The 19,564-nt window shown below is 40.6% G+C and carries 18 protein-coding genes; 16 read left to right on the forward strand and 2 right to left on the reverse strand.

Going from position 1 to position 19,564, the window contains the following annotated elements:
- Positions 1 to 114 precede the first annotated feature (114 nt).
- Positions 115 to 642 carry a DUF2529 domain-containing protein gene (locus HNQ85_RS06875; protein ID WP_181537022.1) on the reverse strand — a complete coding sequence of 176 codons (528 nt, stop codon included), beginning with the start codon at positions 640 to 642 and terminating at the stop codon, positions 115 to 117.
- A gap of 177 nt (positions 643 to 819) precedes the next feature.
- On the opposite strand from HNQ85_RS06875, the gene HNQ85_RS06880 reads away from it, so the two are divergent.
- From HNQ85_RS06880 to HNQ85_RS06935, 12 genes are all read left to right on the forward strand, one after another.
- On the forward strand, positions 820 to 1,188 hold the full coding sequence (locus tag HNQ85_RS06880; protein ID WP_181537023.1) for a response regulator: 369 nt from the start codon (positions 820 to 822) through the stop codon (positions 1,186 to 1,188).
- 214 nt (positions 1,189 to 1,402) lie between these two features.
- Positions 1,403 to 2,260, forward strand: coding sequence for a class II fructose-bisphosphate aldolase (locus HNQ85_RS06885; RefSeq protein ID WP_181537024.1), 858 nt, complete (start codon positions 1,403 to 1,405; stop codon positions 2,258 to 2,260).
- A 575-nt stretch (positions 2,261 to 2,835) separates the two neighbouring features.
- Positions 2,836 to 3,480: a fructose-6-phosphate aldolase gene (fsa, locus tag HNQ85_RS06890; RefSeq protein WP_181537025.1), complete on the forward strand. Its 645-nt coding sequence runs from the start codon at positions 2,836 to 2,838 to the stop codon at positions 3,478 to 3,480.
- Positions 3,481 to 3,641: 161 nt separating this feature from the next.
- Entirely contained in the window at positions 3,642 to 4,925 is a 1,284-nt protein-coding gene (locus HNQ85_RS06895) for a UDP-N-acetylglucosamine 1-carboxyvinyltransferase (protein WP_181537026.1), read from the forward strand.
- A 31-nt stretch (positions 4,926 to 4,956) separates the two neighbouring features.
- Positions 4,957 to 5,919 (forward strand): class II fructose-bisphosphatase, encoded by a 963-nt coding sequence (gene glpX / locus HNQ85_RS06900; RefSeq protein ID WP_181537027.1) that lies wholly within the window; start codon positions 4,957 to 4,959, stop codon positions 5,917 to 5,919.
- A gap of 258 nt (positions 5,920 to 6,177) precedes the next feature.
- Positions 6,178 to 7,461 carry a transcription termination factor Rho gene (gene rho / locus HNQ85_RS06905; protein ID WP_181537028.1) on the forward strand — a complete coding sequence of 428 codons (1,284 nt, stop codon included), beginning with the start codon at positions 6,178 to 6,180 and terminating at the stop codon, positions 7,459 to 7,461.
- A gap of 163 nt (positions 7,462 to 7,624) precedes the next feature.
- Complete coding sequence (gene rpmE, locus HNQ85_RS06910; RefSeq protein WP_181537029.1) at positions 7,625 to 7,825, forward strand: 50S ribosomal protein L31; 201 nt, start codon at positions 7,625 to 7,627, stop codon at positions 7,823 to 7,825.
- Positions 7,826 to 8,062: 237 nt separating this feature from the next.
- On the forward strand, positions 8,063 to 8,686 hold the full coding sequence (locus tag HNQ85_RS06915) for a thymidine kinase (protein ID WP_181537030.1): 624 nt from the start codon (positions 8,063 to 8,065) through the stop codon (positions 8,684 to 8,686).
- Between the two features lie 80 nt (positions 8,687 to 8,766).
- Positions 8,767 to 9,219, forward strand: coding sequence for a hypothetical protein (locus HNQ85_RS06920; protein WP_181537031.1), 453 nt, complete (start codon positions 8,767 to 8,769; stop codon positions 9,217 to 9,219).
- Between the two features lie 198 nt (positions 9,220 to 9,417).
- Positions 9,418 to 10,566, forward strand: a complete 1,149-nt coding sequence (locus HNQ85_RS06925) for an iron-containing alcohol dehydrogenase (protein ID WP_181537032.1) — start codon at positions 9,418 to 9,420, stop codon at positions 10,564 to 10,566.
- 8 nt (positions 10,567 to 10,574) lie between these two features.
- Positions 10,575 to 12,224: a sensor histidine kinase gene (locus tag HNQ85_RS06930; protein ID WP_181537386.1), complete on the forward strand. Its 1,650-nt coding sequence runs from the start codon at positions 10,575 to 10,577 to the stop codon at positions 12,222 to 12,224.
- A gap of 25 nt (positions 12,225 to 12,249) precedes the next feature.
- Entirely contained in the window at positions 12,250 to 13,707 is a 1,458-nt protein-coding gene (locus HNQ85_RS06935; protein ID WP_181537033.1) for a sigma-54-dependent transcriptional regulator, read from the forward strand.
- A 167-nt stretch (positions 13,708 to 13,874) separates the two neighbouring features.
- Here the strand turns inward: HNQ85_RS06935 and adhP are convergent, their stop codons facing one another.
- Positions 13,875 to 14,888: an alcohol dehydrogenase AdhP gene (adhP, locus tag HNQ85_RS06940; RefSeq protein ID WP_181537034.1), complete on the reverse strand. Its 1,014-nt coding sequence runs from the start codon at positions 14,886 to 14,888 to the stop codon at positions 13,875 to 13,877.
- Positions 14,889 to 15,256: 368 nt separating this feature from the next.
- On the opposite strand from adhP, the gene prfA reads away from it, so the two are divergent.
- From prfA to HNQ85_RS06960, 4 genes are all read left to right on the forward strand, one after another.
- Entirely contained in the window at positions 15,257 to 16,333 is a 1,077-nt protein-coding gene (gene prfA / locus HNQ85_RS06945; RefSeq protein WP_181537035.1) for a peptide chain release factor 1, read from the forward strand.
- The gene (gene prmC / locus HNQ85_RS06950) at positions 16,323 to 17,186 is read left to right on the forward strand and encodes a peptide chain release factor N(5)-glutamine methyltransferase (RefSeq protein WP_181537036.1); all 864 of its coding nucleotides are present in this window, start codon (positions 16,323 to 16,325) and stop codon (positions 17,184 to 17,186) included. Before prfA ends, prmC begins: the two co-directional genes overlap by 11 nt.
- Positions 17,187 to 17,393: 207 nt before the next feature.
- Positions 17,394 to 18,281, forward strand: coding sequence for a stage II sporulation protein R (spoIIR, locus tag HNQ85_RS06955; RefSeq protein WP_246326810.1), 888 nt, complete (start codon positions 17,394 to 17,396; stop codon positions 18,279 to 18,281).
- Between the two features lie 228 nt (positions 18,282 to 18,509).
- Entirely contained in the window at positions 18,510 to 19,553 is a 1,044-nt protein-coding gene (locus tag HNQ85_RS06960) for an L-threonylcarbamoyladenylate synthase (RefSeq protein ID WP_181537037.1), read from the forward strand.
- Positions 19,554 to 19,564: the final 11 nt, after the last annotated feature.

Here is a 19,564-nt window from a genome sequence, read left to right on the forward strand (position 1 = left end):
AAGAAATTGAACAACCTTTCTCCGGTGGAATATCGGAGAAAGGTTGCATAGACTTTCTTTTATTCTGTCTACTTGACAGGGGTAAGACCATTATGAGTCAGCCCCTTTGTTACCTTAATATTCATCTAGAATTTCTTTTATTGTAAACAGCAAACCATAATAGGCAAATAATGCGGTCATTACAGCCGGAAAGCCGAAGCGGCTGCCATCTTCATCGGGAATTAACGGTTTAACGAGCTTCGTATCAATATGTACATCGACATAATCTGCAAGTGAAGCATTCGTTTCATCTACAACTGCTGATAGACCGACGATCTGCAATCCCCGCTCTTTTAATTGTTGAGCTAAAGAAATCGCTTCTTTGTCATGCGAAAAGCGCGTAATTAACAAAATACGGTCCGTTTCATCAACCTCGGCCATTGTTCCATTTTCAATTAGTTTCTTCGCTTTCGGCATCGGCTCCTGTCCCATTGTCGCTTCAAGGACAATCGCTTCCATTTCGTTAAAGCCGTGAAGAAAAATATGCCCATCTCCAAAGAGTGCTTGAGCAAGAAGACGCGCTCCGTCTTCTAAATGAAATTCCTCTTGCTCGGCAATTTTTTTAAAATATCCGCTTAACTGTGTCATGAAAATTTTTAACATTTGGCTAACCTTCCTTCTATTGACTAAGTTATATTAATTATAACAAGTGAAAAATATAAATGAGAAAAATAATGAAATTCGATAAAAATTGTCAATTATTGTTAACAAAAGACAGCAGGAAATTGATGTTTCATTGCGAATTAATATTTTATAGAAAATGGAATTGGGGTGTATACCATGAGCAACAAAATTTTAATTGTAGATGATCAATACGGTATTCGTATTTTATTAAACGAAGTTTTTCAAAAGGAAGGCTATACGACATTCCAAGCTGCAAATGGTGTTCAGGCGTTAGATATTGTTCAAAAACATTCTCCAGACCTTGTGTTATTGGATATGAAAATTCCAGGGATGGATGGAATTGAGATTTTAAAACGAATTAAAGCGATTAATCAAGATATTCGCGTTATTATTATGACAGCGTACGGAGAGCTGGATATGATTCAGGAGACAAAAGAATTAGGAGCGATTATGCATTTCGCTAAGCCGTTTGATATTGACGAACTGCGTGCAGCGGTGAAAAAACATTTGCCCATTACAACATAATGTTTTATAGACCGATTTTTATCTTATCTATGATTGTTTGATAAAGTTCAAGCGGTTTATATTGCTGTTTTTTCTGTAAGTTGGTATGCTTATAACGTGCAGTATTACCGCCTTTCATACATACATTTTCTCATTTTCGGCATGCTACACATGATAGCTGGATTAGATTTTTTGACAGAAAGGCGAAGCTAGATAGTAAGGAGGAAACTTTACGATGCCTTTAGTTTCAATGAAGGAAATGCTTAATAAAGCATTGGAAGGCAAGTATGCAGTTGGTCAGTTTAATATTAACAACCTTGAATGGACACAAGCGATTTTAGCGGCTGCAGAAGAAGAAAAATCGCCTGTTATTCTCGGTGTATCCGAAGGTGCTGCGCGCTACATGGGCGGTTTCAAAACGGTTGTCAACATGGTAAAAGGTTTAATGGAAGACATGAACATCACTGTTCCTGTGGCGATTCACTTAGACCACGGCTCCAGCTTTGAAAAGTGTAAAGAAGCGATTGATGCAGGTTTTACTTCTGTCATGATCGATGCTTCTCATCATCCATTTGAAGAGAACGTTGAAATCACATCAAAAGTAGTAGAGTATGCTCATGCTCGCGGTGTCTCTGTTGAAGCAGAGTTAGGTATCGTAGGTGGACAAGAAGACGATGTTGTGGCAGACGGCGTCATTTACGCTGACCCGAAAGAGTGTGAAGAACTTGTAAAGCGGACAGGTATCGACTGCTTGGCTCCTGCGTTAGGCTCTGTTCATGGCCCTTATAAAGGAGAGCCAAAATTGGGCTTTAAAGAGATGGAGGAAATCCGCGATTTAACAGGTGTTCCGCTTGTATTACACGGCGGTACAGGCATTCCAACAGAACAAATTCAACGCGCGATTTCATTAGGTACTTCCAAAATTAACGTAAATACAGAAAACCAAATGGCATTTACAAAAGTAGTACGCGAATTATTAGCGAAAGATGAAAAAGTATACGATCCGCGCAAAATTATCGGCCCTGGCCGCGACGCCATCAAAGCTACTGTGATTGGCAAAATGCGCGAATTCGGCTCTTCAGGAAAAGCATAAGAAAAGCGGAAGCGGCGCGATTAGCTCTCGAAGCCAAATGTTCTTCGCCCGCAGAAGTGCTTGCACTTCGAGGGAGAAGGTTATTTGGCAGAAGAGAGCTAGCCGCTGAAGCTAGACAATAAGAAAAGCGAAGGCACCTTGATTAGCTCTCAAAGCCAAATGTTCTTCACTCGCAGAAGTGTTTAACACTTCGAGAGTGAAGGTTATTTGACAGAAGAGAGCTAGGCGACGGAGCTAGACAAAAAGAAAAGCGGAGTCGAGCGCCTAACGCCGAAGGAAAATGTTCTTCCGACGAGAAGTGCTTGCACTTCGACGGAGGAAGGTTATTTTCCAGAAGGCGTTGCGAGCCGAGCTATACAAAAAGAAAAGTAGAGCCGAGCGCCTAATGTCGAAGGAAAATGTTCTTCCGACGAGAAACGCTTGTCGCTTCGACAGAGGAAGGCTATTTTCCACTAGGTGCCGGGATCATAAAAGTGAAAAAAACCGCACTGTTGTGACCAATCAATTGTCACATCAGGGCGGTTTCCTTTTCATTTGTTGATGATGAAAGATTAGAAAGAGGAGGATGTTTTATTATGAAATTTTTTATTGATACCGCCAATATCGAGGAAATTAAAAAAGCAAATGAGCTAGGCATTTTAGCGGGAGTGACAACCAACCCAAGCCTTGTTGCGAAAGAAAACGTATCTTTTCATGACCGCCTTCGCGAAATTACAGCCATTGTTTCTGGCTCTGTGAGTGCCGAAGTCATTTCCACAACCGCTGAAGAAATGATTAAAGAAGGAGAAGAACTTGCGAAAATTGCCCCTAATATCACTATTAAAGTTCCGATGACCCCAGACGGTTTAAAAGCAGTAAAAGTGTTCAGCGAAAAAGGAATTAAAACGAATGTTACGCTTATTTTTAGTGCCAATCAAGCGCTTTTGGCAGCACGTGCTGGTGCGACATATGTTTCCCCATTCCTCGGTCGTTTAGATGATATTGGTCATAACGGTTTAGAATTGATTTCAACGATTGCAGACATTTTTAATATCCATGGTATCGATACAGAAATTATTGCTGCCTCTATTCGTCATCCGCTTCATGTCACAGAAGCAGCGTTGAGAGGAGCACATATTGCCACTATACCGTATAAAGTACTTATGCAATTATTTAATCACCCATTGACAGATCAAGGCATTGAGAAGTTTCTAGCTGACTGGAATAAGCAAAATCAATAATAACAATAACGACGAAATTTGTTAAAAACGCTTACATGATTTATATATTTTTGTGTAAACTAAAGAAGTAGATACTATATTTTGTTGCGTTATTTTATAATGGTAGAAATTACCGATCGCATCGTGTTAACGCAGTTATCTTCGCTGGAAGGGAGACTATAATGGAAAAGTTAAAGATCGCTGGCGGCTATCCTTTAAGAGGAACCGTAAGAGTGAGCGGAGCAAAAAATAGTGCTGTTGCTTTAATTCCAGCTACGATCCTAGCCGAATCACCCGTCACCATTGAAGGGTTGCCGGATATTTCCGATGTTCGCGTTTTAGGAGATTTAGTTGAAGAAATAGGCGGAACATTTTATTTTGATGGGAAAGAGGCAACGATTGATCCGACGAATATAGTGTCCATGCCTCTTCCAAACGGAAAAGTGAAAAAACTGCGCGCTTCTTATTATTTAATGGGAGCGATGCTCGGACGATTTAAAAAAGCTGTTGTCGGTTTGCCAGGTGGATGCCATTTAGGACCTCGGCCGATCGACCAGCACATTAAAGGGTTCGAAGCACTTGGAGCAAAAGTAACAAATGAACAAGGTGCGATTTATTTACGTGCGGACGAACTGCGCGGTGCCCGCATTTATTTGGACGTGGTAAGCGTCGGAGCGACGATTAACATTATGTTGGCAGCGGTACGTGCGAAAGGACGCACCATTATTGAAAACGCAGCAAAAGAACCGGAAATTATTGACGTTGCGACCCTTTTATCCAATATGGGAGCAAAAATTAAAGGGGCCGGAACGGACGTTATTCGCATTGACGGTGTTGAAAAGCTGTCCGGTTGCCGTCATTCGATTATCCCTGATCGTATTGAAGCTGGAACGTTTATGATTATCGGTGCCGCAATGGGCGAAGAAATTGTTGTCGACAATGTCATTCCTCAACATGTCGAATCATTAACAGCGAAGTTACGCGAAATGGGAGTACGGGTTGAAACGAGTGATGATCAAATTTTAGTGGCTGGAACGAAAGAGTTAAAGGCAGTCGATATAAAAACGCTCGTTTATCCGGGATTTCCTACTGATTTGCAGCAGCCGTTTACCACACTTTTAACAAAAGCAAACGGGACAAGCGTAGTAACGGATACGATTTACTGCTCTCGTTTTAAACATATTGATGAATTGCGAAGAATGAGCGCCAACATAAAAGTGGAAGGTCGTTCAGCCATTGTTACTGGTCCTACCCAGCTTCAAGGGGCAAAAGTGAAAGCAAGCGATTTGCGTGCTGGCGCAGCTCTTGTAGTGGCTGGTTTAATGGCGGAAGGAATTACGGAAATTACAGGTCTAGAACATATTGATCGCGGTTACTGCAATCTAGTTGAAAAGCTGAATGGTTTAGGCGCAACTATTTGGCGCGAGAAAATGAGCGACCAGGAAATCGAACAAATGCAAAATTGATGTGAGTAAAGGGGAAGAGGGAGAAATTATCATGGAAAGAAGCTTATCGATGGAACTTGTTCGTGTGACAGAAGCTGCTGCATTAGCATCTGCGCGCTGGATGGGACGCGGGAAGAAAAATGAGGCGGATGATGCCGCCACTTCAGCGATGCGCGATGTTTTCGATACAGTGCCGATGAAAGGTACGGTTGTGATTGGTGAAGGAGAAATGGACGAAGCACCAATGTTATATATTGGTGAAAAATTAGGGACAGGTTACGGTCCTCGCGTCGATGTAGCCGTCGATCCGCTTGAAGGAACGAATATTGTTGCTTCCGGAGGATGGAATGCGCTCGCTGTCGTCGCCATTGCCGACCATGGTAATTTGCTCCATGCACCTGATATGTATATGGACAAAATTGCCGTTGGACCAGAAGCAGTTGGCATGATTGATATTAATGCGCCTATTATCGATAATTTAAAAGCGGTTGCAAAGGCAAAAAATAAAGATATTGAAGATATTGTGGCGATCGTATTGAATCGTCCTCGCCATGAACGAATTATCACCGAGCTTCGCGAGGCAGGTGCCCGTATTAAGCTGATTAATGACGGAGATGTAGCCGCTGCGATCAATACAGCATTTGACCATACAGGGGTTGATATTTTATTTGGTTCTGGCGGAGCTCCTGAAGGTGTTATAGCTGCGGTTGCTTTAAAATGTCTAGGCGGCGAAATTCAAGGAAAATTATTGCCACAAAACGATGCAGAGTTAGAACGCTGCAAAAAAATGGGGTTGGATGTTAATAAAGTATTGCGTATGGAGGATCTTGTGAAAGGAGACGACGCCATTTTTGCCGCAACGGGTGTAACGGACGGAGAATTGCTGCGCGGAGTCCAATTTAAAGGCGCTTATGCCGAGACCCATTCCGTTGTTATGCGCGCCAAATCAGGATCTGTCCGCTTTATTGAAGGACGTCATAATTTAAATAAAAAACCAAACTTAGTCATCAAATAATTTTCGGAATTTTTGCGGGGTGTACCTATCACCTCGCCTATTTTTGCTTTTTAAAAAATAAAATATGTTGATTAAAAAACGAGGAAAAGGGTAAAATAGTCGTGTTGTGCTTGCGTAAATAACAAGCCCTGCTATTCTGCTTCCATTGCATCAATCTTCTTTATCTTCTTTCATTCCATCCATAGTGATTTCATCAATTTAAAAACTCGCATTGACATATGGGAGGAAAACTAAAAATAGTAAAAGAGTGGTGTAGAAATGGATTTAACAATTGCTACTTTAGAAAATATGAAACTGAAAGAGCTTTATGAATTAGCTCGTCAGTACAAAATTTCTTATTACAGTAAACTAACAAAGAAAGAATTAATTTTTGCGATTCTAAAAGCGCAAGCAGAACAAGACGGATTGTTATTTATGGAAGGCGTTCTGGAAATTATTCAATCAGAAGGGTTTGGTTTCCTACGGCCTATTAACTATTCGCCAAGTTCTGAAGATATTTATATTTCTGCCTCACAAATTCGTCGTTTCGATTTAAGAAATGGTGATAAAGTATCCGGAAAAGTGCGTCCGCCAAAAGAAAACGAGCGTTATTATGGCTTGCTTCACGTGGAAGCGGTTAACGGAGAAGACCCTGAAATCGCCAAAGAACGTGTTCACTTTCCAGCCTTGACTCCGCTTTATCCAAATCGTCAAATGAAACTGGAAACAACGCCAGACAAACTATCGACGAGAATTATTGATTTAATTGCTCCGATCGGTTTTGGCCAACGCGGTCTCATTGTAGCGCCGCCGAAAGCCGGTAAGACGATGTTATTAAAAGAAATTGCCAACAGCATTACAACAAACCATCCTGAGGCAGAATTGATTGTCCTTCTTATTGATGAACGTCCTGAAGAAGTGACAGATATTGAGCGTTCTGTCAATGCAGATGTCGTTAGCTCCACGTTTGATGAAGTGCCGGAAAACCATATTAAAGTAGCGGAACTTGTGTTAGAGAGAGCGATGCGTCTTGTTGAACATAAGCGCGATGTCATCATTTTAATGGACAGTATTACTCGCTTAGCCCGCGCCTACAACTTAGTCATTCCACCAAGCGGCCGCACGCTTTCTGGAGGGATTGACCCGGCAGCGTTTCACCGTCCAAAGCGCTTCTTTGGAGCAGCGCGTAATATTGAAGAGGGCGGAAGCTTAACGATTTTAGCAACAGCGTTAGTGGATACAGGGTCAAGAATGGATGACGTCATTTACGAAGAATTTAAAGGAACAGGTAATATGGAACTTCATCTTGACCGTTCCTTAGCGGAAAAGCGCATTTTCCCTGCCATTGACATTCGCCGCTCCGGCACGCGCAAAGAAGAGCTGTTAATTCCGAAAGAACATCTTGATAAATTGTGGGCGATTCGCAAAACAATGTCTGATACGCCGGATTTCGTTGAAAGATTTTTAAATAAATTAAAACAAACGAAAACAAACGAAGAATTTTTCGAAATGCTCGATGAGGAATGGAAAGGACTAAGTGCCACAGCAGCAAAGCGAATTTAAAGTAGTCTTTGTCGTCATGAAAAAACAGGTAGTTGCAAAAAGAGATACGGCTTGTTATAATTTTAACATGTGTGTTTTGATAAAACGTGAGAAGATTATCTTGCTCACAACTTAATATATAACTCTGTTTCGAAAAGATTCAGGGCGGAAGGAGTTGAAAAGAATGAAAGCAGGAATCCATCCAGAGTACAAAAAGGTAATGGTAAAATGCGCTTGTGGCAACGAATTCGAAAGCGGTTCTGTTAAAGAAGAAGTGCGCGTTGAGATTTGCTCTGAGTGCCATCCATTCTATACAGGACGTCAAAAATTCGCTTCTGCTGCAGGACGTGTAGATAAATTCAACAAAAAATACGGCTTGAAGTAAGAAAAGCGGAAGTGCCCTGCTTAGCCGCGATGGGTAAATGTTCTTCCGGAGCGGCTGGGCGCTGGAGCTAGACAATAAGAAAAGCGAAGCCAATCATAAGGAACAGGCAAGTGAATAAAAAGAGCTTGCCTGTTTTTTTACTGAATAGAGAAAAAGATAAGCGTAAATAATGGCGGTTATACAGTCGTCAAAACGAACGAATGAGAGAAAAGGACGAAGAAGGGAGAGCCGTCTATTATGTATGTGATGAAGCAATCCGGCTGGCTCGAAGTGATTTGCGGAAGCATGTTCTCTGGGAAATCAGAGGAATTAATTCGCCGTGTCCGTCGGGCGACATTTGCCAAACAGGAAGTCAAAGTATTTAAACCAACCATTGATAACCGTTACAGTGACGAAGCTGTCGTTTCCCATAACGGCACATCCGTCATTGCCATTCCTGTTTCTTCAGCTGTGGAAATTTTCCAGCATATTACTGAACAAACAGACGTCATTGCGATTGACGAAGTACAATTTTTTGAAAACGACATTATTGAAGTCGTGCAAACATTAGCCAATCAAGGATATCGCGTCATTGTCGCAGGGTTAGATCAAGATTTTCGCGGTGAGCCATTTGGACCTGTTCCTGTGTTGATGGCAATCGCTGAATCTGTCACAAAACTGCAAGCTGTTTGTACGGTATGCGGCTCACCGGCAAGCCGCACCCAACGACTGATTAACGGCAAGCCCGCTTCGTATCATGACCCAGTTATTTTAGTTGGCGCAAGCGAATCGTATGAACCGCGGTGCCGCCATCACCATGAAGTGCCGGACAAGCCAGTGAGCGGCGCAGTTTATAAAGAAGCGAAAAATGGTGCGAGATAATGTAATGGAAGAGATTGTTGGCTAAGCGGATAAATACTTTTCATATGGTTGGGAAAGCTAACGGCAGGGAGGCGACAAATATGAGAACCTTACTGCCGTTTTTTATTTTTGTACTTCTCTCAGCTTGTGCGGTAAATCCCAATCATTCAGATTATGAAGAGAACAGCTTAGATAAAGATGGGACAAGATTAATGACGTATGATAAGGATGATCGAGCTTATAAACGTTACTTATCGAAAGACTTTTATAACGATTTTGCGAATCCGGAAAAAACAAACCAAAATCCAAATTTTATTAGCTTAACGGAAGGTAGTGCAAACAATCGCGCTGATGTGAATAAAATAGCTCAGGTGATTGAAAAATATACGGACTACAGACCAGGATCCATTTGGATTAATGGGCGCGATGCATGGGTAACTGTGCACGCCACAAAAAATGTTTCCCAAGAACAAAGGGAAAAAGATCGCGACAAAATATATAAAACACTTACAAGAGCAATGCCTCGTTATCAAATTCACTTGAACATGGATTAAACTCGTTCGTAAATGAACGGGTTTTTTTATTGCTTAGATGAGGCAGATGGTTAAAAAGGAAATTTTCATTTGTCTATCGAATAAAGATATCAACATGAAAGCCTTATTGGACAAAGACTTGTATGGCAACCTTTTTATTTTAAGATAGTGAAAGCGTTTGACATGTGATCATACGATTTTTTGTTAGGTGGGAAGACGATGAATATCCATAAATTTGTCATGCCTGAGGTCATTTTCGGAAATGGTGCTATTCACCAAGTAGGGGAAAGCTGTCTTAGGCTTGGGGCTACAAATGTATTAATTGTTAGTGACCCTGGTGTTATTGAAGCTGGATGGCTAGATGTTGTGATCAAAAGCTGTAAACAAATTGGTTTAAAATATACGACATTTTATGATGTAACGATGAATCCAAAAGATAGTGAAGTGGAAAAGGGATGTGAAGTATATATTCAAAATGAATGTGATTCGATTATTGGAATTGGTGGGGGAAGTGCCATCGATGTGGCAAAGGCGATTGCTATTCTTGCAACGAATGGCGGGAGAATTCATGACTATGAAGGAATTGACAAAATTAAAAATCCCCTTCCTCCGCAAGTCATGATTCCAACAACAGCAGGCTCAGGATCGGAAGTGTCGCAATTTTCGGTAATATTAGATACAGCGGGACAAAAAAAGATGACTATTGTTTCAAAATCTCTTGTTCCTGATATTGCCATTGTAGATCCAGAAACATTGTCAACCAAAAGCGCTCATTTAACCGCTTCAACAGGGTTAGATGTCTTAACTCACGGCATTGAAGCATACGTAAGTTTAGCTGCGACTCCGTTAACCGATGTTCAAGCTAAAAATGCCATTTCTTTAGTAGCGCAATATTTACGCCCTTCTGTCGCTTCAAAAATCAATAAGGAAGCTAAGACTAATATGGCGATGGCAAGCTTGCAAGCCGGTCTTGCTTTTTCCAATGCCATTTTAGGAGCTGTACACGCTATGTCACATGCAATAGGAGGGAAGTATCCAATCCTTCATGGTGATGTAAATTCCATATTACTTCCACATGTAATGGAATATAACCTTCTAGCCAATCCAAAAAAATTTGCTGATATTGCTCTTTTCCTTGGCATTGATATTCGTGGTATGTCTGATATGGAAGCAGGGAAAAAAGCAATTGAGTACGTAAAAAATTTAACATTGGATATCGGGGCTCCCCAACGATTATCCGATATTGGTTTGGAGAAAGAGGAAATACGAAAAATGAGCCTCATTGCTTTACATGATGCTTGCATGATTACCAATCCTCGGGACGTAACGGTTGAAGATATTGAAGAGATATTTAGAAAGGCATGGTAATGATGGTAATGAGCGAACGGCAGCAAATGATTAATCTTCTAACGGGAGTCCAATCTTCCAAAAAAAGTTATTATACAGAATTAAAAAAGATGGTTGTGGAGCTAAAAAAGAAAAATATGCAGCTAGAAATTATAAATGATGTAACCAAAAGTTTTAACATCGATATGTCAATGGAAGAAATGTTAAAAAACATTTTTGATAAATTAAAAGAAATTTTTCCGCTAGAAAGGATCAGCTTATCTTTATACGAAAATGAAGAATTGATTTTAACCAATGTTTACCCGACTCATTCCTTATATTTCCCGATTGGCTTTGTTTTGCCAAAAGAAAATTCTCTTTATTGGAAAGCGATTCAATCCATCAAAAAAGTTTTCTATCAGATACAGGAAAAAGGAGCTTCTTATATTGAACATAAAGCTTATGAAATATTGGGAATTCAAAGTGTGCTGCTAATCCCCCTCATTAGCAAGGGGAAAGTCATTGGGGTGTTAAGTATAGGAAGTAAAGAAGTTATCCAATATGATGAAGCTGATCTTTCCTTCTTCCAGCAACTTTGCGATCAATTGGCTGTTTGTATTGAAAATGCTAGGCTTTATAATGAGGTGCTTACAAGTAAAAAAGAGTGGGAAGAGACCTTTCGAGCCGTTTCGGAAATGATATTAGTGGTTGATTTGCAAGGAAATATTTTACGTTTTAATGATGCGGCGAAAGAATTTTTTCAATTCGATTGGCAGAAAAGTTCTAGAGAAAACATTCATCAACTGCTATCAATGAATATCAATGAAAGTCCCATAACAGAAAATCTTCAAACGAAAAAACCTGTTCATCGGCAGATTCACATCCAACAACGGGTATGTGAGCTCCATTCATATCCTGTTTTTAACGAAGATCAAAATATGTATGCAGTCATTATTTATATCAATGACATTACAGAGAAATGCCGAATGGAAGCACAATTAGTACAATCTGGAAAACTAGCGGCGATTGGCGAAATGGCTGCGGGAATTGCCCATGAACTAAACAATCCGTTAACCGCTATCCTCGGAAATGCTCAACTATTGTTAAGATCTGCTCCAAAAGATGACCGATCGTATAAACTTCTGTCCGATATCTATTTGTGCGGTAAACGATGCAAAACCATCATTCAAAATTTATTGACCTTCTCGCGTCAAGATGAATACATGTTTGAAGATTGCTCTGTCAATGAGGCTGTTGAGCAAGTGTTAGGATTAGTCGGCGATCAAATCAAAAAGCAGAACATTACGATTCAAAAAAAATTAGATGATTCGATTGAATTCATTGAAGGGAATGTTCAACAAATTGGACAAATCATTTTAAACTTTTTAATCAATGCCAAAGATGCACTTGAAGATATGAATCTTCCAAAAAAAGTCATAACGCTTGAGACAAAGTCCATCTTAGAAAACGAAAAACGTTGGGTTCTTCTTTCTGTCAAAGATAACGGAAAAGGAATAAGCGAACAACATTTACAAGAAATTTTTAATCCGTTTTTTACAACAAAGCGGCCAGGAAAAGGGACTGGACTTGGATTATCCGTCAGTTTAGGAATAGCGGAAGCCCACGGTGGAACGATTGAGGTAATCAGTGAACTTGGAAAGGGAAGTGAGTTTATATTAAAACTTCCAGCAAAGCAATAACGGTCAATTGGGATGGAGGGCATTTATGGCAAATATTGTAGTAATTGATGATGAACGGGAAGTAGGCACTTTCTTTCTACATTTATTAGAAGGGAAGGGCCATCATGTAAAACTCGGATTGAATGGAAAAGATTTTTCAAGACTAATCAAAGAACACCCATTTGATCTTGCATTCATTGATGTAAAATTACCAGATACAAACGGTTTAGATCTATTAAAACAATTGAAAAGCGAATTGCCATCTTGTAAAGCGATTATTATGACTGGCTATAGTACGGTGAAAACAGCAGTCGAAGCGATTAAATATGGCGCAAGCGATTATATCGAAAAACCATTTGATGATATTAATGAATTAGAAAGATTAATCGAAGGGTTATTAGGAAGCGGTTCAACATCATCCCAAAATGATATGTATAAGTTGGCTGAAACACTTGGGTTTATTGTAGGAAAAAACAAAGAGATGAACGATTTAATCAAATTAGCTTACAAAATTGCGAAAAAAAATGTCAATGTGCTGATTGAAGGAGAAACAGGGACAGGAAAAGAAGTGTTAGCGCATTTTATCCATCATGCGAGTATGCGTTACGAGCAACCTTTTATCGGAATCAATTGCGGTGCAGTTTCTGAAACCCTTTTGGAAAGCGAATTGTTTGGCCATGAGAAAGGTGCGTTTACAGGGGCTGTGAAAGAAAAAAAAGGAATTTTTGAAATAGCCAACAGAGGGACTTTGTTTTTGGATGAAATTGGAGAAGCCTCTCTTGCCATTCAAGTGAAATTGCTAAGGGTGTTGGAAACAGGGGAGTATATTCGGGTAGGGGGCGAGACGATCCGCAGAACAAATACACGGGTTATTGCTGCTTCTCATGTCAACCTTGCCCAAGCTGTAGCTGAAAAAAGATTTAGGGAAGACTTATTGTATCGGTTAGACGTAGTGAAATTAACGCTTCCCCCACTAAGAGAACGAATAGAGGATCTGCCACTTTTCATCGAATACTTCTTAAAAAAATTGAATTCGAATCTATCTTTTTCCGATGACGCTATTTTACAAATGAAACAATATCATTGGCCGGGAAATATGCGAGAACTTTTTAATGTGGTGAAGCGGGCAGTGACATTGGCAGAAGGGGAAACGACAATCATCACTCCTGATTTCTTGCCTGAAAAATTGAAAACGGAAAGGACCTCGCTATCGCAGAAATTATTTTCCGTTCGTAAAAATACGGAAGATGGCATAGATTTAGAGCGTTATTTGTACGAATGGACAAGCTATATTCTTTCATTATGGAAAGAGAACGAGAAAGTTGACCTTGAACATGTGTTATCATTCGTCAAAGATTTAGAGAAACAAATCGGAAGAGCTTTTGTGATGAAAACTTTAAGGGAAACAATAGGGAATAGGAAAGAAGCGGCGGAACGATTGAATATAACTATTCGTAAACTTAGATATTTGTTAAAAGAAAAAGGGGCTGACCCAAAAGTATAAATCACTTTTGGGATTCAGTCCCTTCTTGTTGGTTCGTTTCAATTTTATCCAATATTTGAGGTGGCAATCCTTCATTTTTAGAAATATAGTATATTTTTCGTTTTTAATAACAGGAGCGGTTAATGAAAGCGCTCTCTATTTATTGCAAAGTGAATGAATGATTTTGTTTAATTCATTGTCAATACAATCCGGCCATTGATTTGTCCTTTTTCCATTTTTTCAAATACTTCATTAATAGAATCTAATGGAGCCGTTTCCACAATCGGACGGACTTTTCCTCTTGCAGCGAAGTCTAAAGCTTCTTGCATATCTTTTCTTGTACCTACGATGGAACCTTTGATAGTCACTCCGTTTAAGACGGTGTTAAAAATAGGAATCGGTAAATCAGCATTTGGTAAACCGACAACAACTAAGGTTCCGCCCCGTTTCACAGATTGATAAGCTTGCTCAAAGGCTTTTTTTGTTACCGCGACGCTAATCGCTGCTTGTACGCCGCCAACTTTTTCTTGGATTGCTTCTACCGGATCTTCTTTTAATCCGTTAATCGCGATGTCAGCACCTAAATTTTTGGCGAGCTCGATTTTTTCATCACTTATATCAACAGCAACCACATTGAATCCCATTGCTTTGGCATATTGAAGCGCTATGTGTCCTAAACCACCAATCCCGTAAATAGCTACCCATTCGCCAGGTCTTGCATTCGAAACTTTTAATGCTTTGTATGTTGTTACCCCCGCACAAAGAATAGGTGCGACTTCAACAGGATCTAAATTTTCTGGAATTCTAGCAACATAGTCAGCTGGTGCTTTACAATATTCAGCATATCCGCCGTCTACGGAATATCCTCCATTTAATTGATGTGGACAAAGTGTTTCTTCTCCGCTCAAACAATATTCACATTCACCACAAGCAGAATATAACCAAGGGATGCCAACGCGATCTCCTACTTTTATCGATTTGACCCCTTCAGCCACTTCCACAACAACGCCGACACCTTCATGTCCAGGAATTAATGGAAGTTTTGGTTTGATAGGCCAATCTCCGTGTGCGGCATGCAAGTCGGTATGGCAGACACCGCAGGCTTCAATTTTTACAAGCACCTCACCATACTCTAGTTTCGGTTTCTCTACTTCTTTAATCTCAAGTTTTTGTTTAAATTCATTGACAATAGCTGCTTTCATTCTCCCAATCCCCTTTCAAATTGGTTTCATTCGTTTCACAAAACTATAATGCAAAAAGTGTGCCAAAGTAAAAATATAGTAAAATACGTATCTATTTTATTTTTTGTGCCAAAATTTCGTCAATTTTGTACGAATAATTGGTATTTCCCTCGTAAAATTGGCGCGTCTTATCGTGAATGATTTCATTTCCAAGTAGCGGTACGGCATAAAAAAGCAAGAGAATCCTTTTTCTCTTACGCTTGAACAGGAACACGATATTCTATTGCTAAATGTCTTTTTTCTATAATTTTTAATCACTTTGCTGTTTTACAAAACCTATAGTATAATTTTAAATTAGACTTGTATGGATAAAAACAGAGGTGAATAACGTGTTTGATCGTCTTCAAGCTGTAGAAGAACGTTATGAAAAGCTAAATCAACTATTAATGGATCCAGAAGTCATCAACGATCCGAAAAAACTGCGTGATTATTCGAAAGAGCAGTCCGATTTAGAGGAAACGGTGCTAACATATAGAGAATACAAATCAGTTCGCCAGCAGTTAGCTGATGCAAAAGCGATGCTGGAAGAGAAACTTGATGCGGAAATGCGCGAAATGGTGAAAGAAGAAATTAATGAGCTTGAAAGCCGTGAAGAAGAGCTTGTCGAGAAACTAAAAGTTCTTCTTTTACCAAAAGATCCGAACGATGATAAAAACGTCATCATGGAGATTCGTGGTGCGGCTGGCGGTGAAGAAGCGGCATTGTTTGCCGGCGACTTATATCGCATGTATACGCGCTATGCTGAATCACAAGGATGGAAAACGGAAGTGATTGAAGCACATCCGACAGGACTTGGCGGATATAAAGAAATTATTTTTATGATTAACGGTAAAGGGGCTTACTCTAAGCTGAAGTTTGAAAACGGCGCTCATCGCGTGCAGCGCGTTCCGGAAACAGAGTCTGGCGGGCGCATTCATACATCGACAGCAACGGTTGCCTGCCTGCCGGAAATGGAAGAGATTGAAATTGAAATTAACGAAAAAGATATTCGCGTGGATACGTTTGCTTCGAGTGGTCCGGGCGGACAGAGCGTGAACACGACGATGTCAGCCGTTCGCTTGACACATATTCCTACAGGAATCGTCGTTTCCTGCCAAGATGAAAAATCGCAAATTAAAAACAAAGAGAAAGCGATGAAAGTATTGCGTGCCCGCATTTATGATAAATATCAACAAGAAGCGCGTGCGGAATACGACCAAACGCGTAAGCAGGCAGTTGGAACAGGAGACCGTTCCGAGCGCATTCGCACATATAACTTCCCACAAAACCGCGTTACCGACCATCGCATCGGTTTAACGATTCAGAAGCTTGACCAAGTGTTAGAAGGCAAACTCGATGAAATTATTGATGCGCTTATTTTAGACGACCAATCAAAAAAATTGGAGCAGGCAAACAATGAGCAATAAAATTTATGAAGTCCTGAACTGGGCTTCTTCTTTTTTAAAAGAAAACGGCAAAGAGGAAAATGTTGCTGAGTTATTGCTGCGCCACCATTTAAACATGACGCGCGCGCAGCTGTTTGCCCGCTTACGTGATGAAATCGAGGACAAGGTAAAACAAGCGTTCATCGCTGATTTGCAAAAGCATGTATACGAACATGTGCCTGTACAATATTTAACCGGCTACGAGGAGTTTTACGGGCGTTCTTTTTTGGTCAATAAAGACGTGCTCATTCCCCGCCCGGAGACGGAAGAGTTAGTAGCGGGCGTGTTGAGAAGGATAAAGAGGCTGTTTCCGGAACATGAAATGATTGATGTCGTGGACGTTGGAACCGGAAGCGGTGCGATTGCGATTACACTCGCGCTTGAGAATAAGGCGCTGCGTGTCAGCACAATTGATATTGCCCATGAGTCGATACAAGTAGCCAAAGAAAATGCCAATCGTCTCGGAGCGGAAGTTGAGTTTATATGTGGAGACTTGTTGCAGCCGTTAATTCGAACAGGCCGCAAAGTGGATATTGTTGTTTCGAATCCGCCTTATATTCCCGAAAGCGATATTGCGTTTCTTTCTCCGATTGTAAAAAATCATGAGCCTCTTAGAGCACTTGTTGGGGGAAAAGATGGTCTTGATTTTTACCGTCGTTTTATGAGCGAATTGCCACTCGTTGTAAAGGAGCGCGCTTTAATTGCATTTGAAGTCGGCGTTGGACAGGCCGAAGCCGTTGCTGAGTTGCTGAGGGAAACGTTTCGTGAGGCGATGGTTGAAGTAGTTTATGATATTAATGGAAAAGACCGTATGGTATATGCAGAACTTAGATAAGGGGCTGACCCAAAAATGTCTGACCTCCCGCGAAATCCATCATACATAGTGTTTTCATGGCTATATGATGGTGGTTGTGGGGGCGGACACTTTTGTTTGAGGGTCAGCCTCTTTATTTTTTTAGATTGCTAGAAAATTTTTTAAAATTAATAGTTTAAGATTCATCATCACTGTCCAAAATGGTTAGTGAAAGGACGGTGCGAATAAATGATGAAGCGAAAGGCGATTATTTTATATATATTGTTGTTGATGATTGGAGCGTTGGTGAATATTTATGGCCATCAGACGAATGCGGGAGGAAATGAGGCAGTCGCTATACCGGACGAAGCGATTCGCTTAAGAATATTAGCGAACAGCGATTCAGCAAAGGACCAGGAATTGAAACGAAAGGTGCGCGATGCAGTCAATAAGGAAATTAACAAATGGGTTGCCGATTTAACTTCTTTTGCTGAGGCAAAAGCGGTCATTCAAAGCCATATCGACGATATTGAGCAGATTGTTGCTACTGTGCTAAAAGAAGAAAACAGTAGACAAACATATAAAGTGGAGTTTGGGAAAGTAAACTTTCCGACGAAACTTTATGGCAACTATATTTATCCGGCTGGCCAATACGAAGCGATTTTAATTACTCTTGGTGAAGGTGAAGGAGCCAACTGGTGGTGTGTACTATTCCCGCCGTTATGTTTTCTCGATTTTTCAAATGGGGAAGCGGTGAGAGAACAGGGTCAGAAACCAAAACAAGAAACAGAAATGGAGCATCTAAAGACGGGAGAACAAGGTCAGGAGCCAAAGCAAGAAACAGAAATGGAGCATCTAAAGACGGGAGAACAAGGTCAGGAGCCAAAGCAAGAAACAGAAATGGAGCATCTAAAGACGGGAGAACAAGGTCAGGAGCCAAAGCAAGAAATAGAAATGGAGCACTTAAAGGCGGGAGAACAAGATCAGGAATTAAACCAAACAGAAATGGAATCTCTAAAAACGACAGGACCTTCCGATTTGCCGATTCAGCAACCTGAATTCGTCGTAGAAGAAAAGGCGGAAAAAATCGAAGTGAAGTTTTTTGTCAGTGAATTACTGAAGAGTATTATTCCATAGTTTTCGGAATTTTTTGTGGATAACTTTTGTTGTTTTGTTGAAAACATGACGAAAACGCCTATATATCCACAAAGTTATCCACTAAAACGAAAGCTTTATCCACATTTTGTGGATAAAGCTTGTGTTATATATAGGCTTCTTTTATACTTTTTACGTAATATCTTGCCATCATCTTGATAGAATCGTATTTTTTTACTATACAATTACGTAACATTTGAGGTGGATAAAGTGGAGACAAAAATTTGGGTTGTGGATAACATTGAGGATAAATCGCAATTTTATCCACAAATTTCACAGGCTGCAGAATTGCTGCGGGCGAATGAAATTGTTGCATTCCCGACAGAAACGGTATATGGATTAGGGGCGAACGCTACAGATACAGCTGCGGTGGAGAAAATTTTTATGGCGAAAGGTCGTCCAAGCGACAATCCGTTGATTGTTCATATCGCTCAGTTGCAACAGCTTGAAGAAATCGCGACAGATATTCCAGCTTTTGCTTACAAATTAATGGAACGTTTTTGGCCAGGGCCATTAACGCTTGTACTGAAGACAAAAGGAAAGATTTCCGAAAAGGTAACGGCAGGGCTTCCGACTGTCGCGGTGCGCATGCCGAATCATCCGGTTGCTTTAGCATTAATTCAAGAGTGTCGTCTGCCGATTGCTGCACCAAGCGCAAATTTATCCGGCCGTCCAAGCCCAACAACAGCCAAGCATGTTTATGATGATTTAAACGGGCGTATTGCCGGTATTGTTGATGGAGGGGAAACAGGCGTTGGAGTGGAATCAACGGTGTTAGACTGCACAGAAGAAATTCCCGTTATTTTGCGTCCAGGCGGTGTTACGAAAGAAGAAATTGAACAAGTGATTGGTAAGGTACGTATCGATGCAGCTCTTGAAGACAAAACAGCAACTCCGAAATCGCCGGGCATGAAATATACACACTATGCTCCAAAGTCTCCCGTGATTATCATCGAAGGAAGCCGTACCTTTTTACAGCACCTTGTTGATGAACAACGAAAAAACGGTATGAAAGTTGGTATATTGACAACCGAGGAAAATAAAGATTTTTATCAAGCAGACGTTGTTCTCCCGTGCGGACGGCGTGAGGACTTACATACCGTTGCAGCGCATCTGTATCAAGTATTGAGACATTTTGATGAGACGGATGTGGAACTCATTTATAGTGAAAGCTTTCCTGTAGAAGGGATTGGCTCGGCAATTATGAATCGATTGAAGAAAGCCGCTGGATATCAGGTAATTCGCGAAAAATAGTCTTCTAAACT

This window comes from [Anoxybacillus] calidus, assembly GCF_013760845.1.
Classification (GTDB): Bacteria; Bacillota; Bacilli; order Bacillales; family Anoxybacillaceae; genus Paranoxybacillus; species Paranoxybacillus calidus.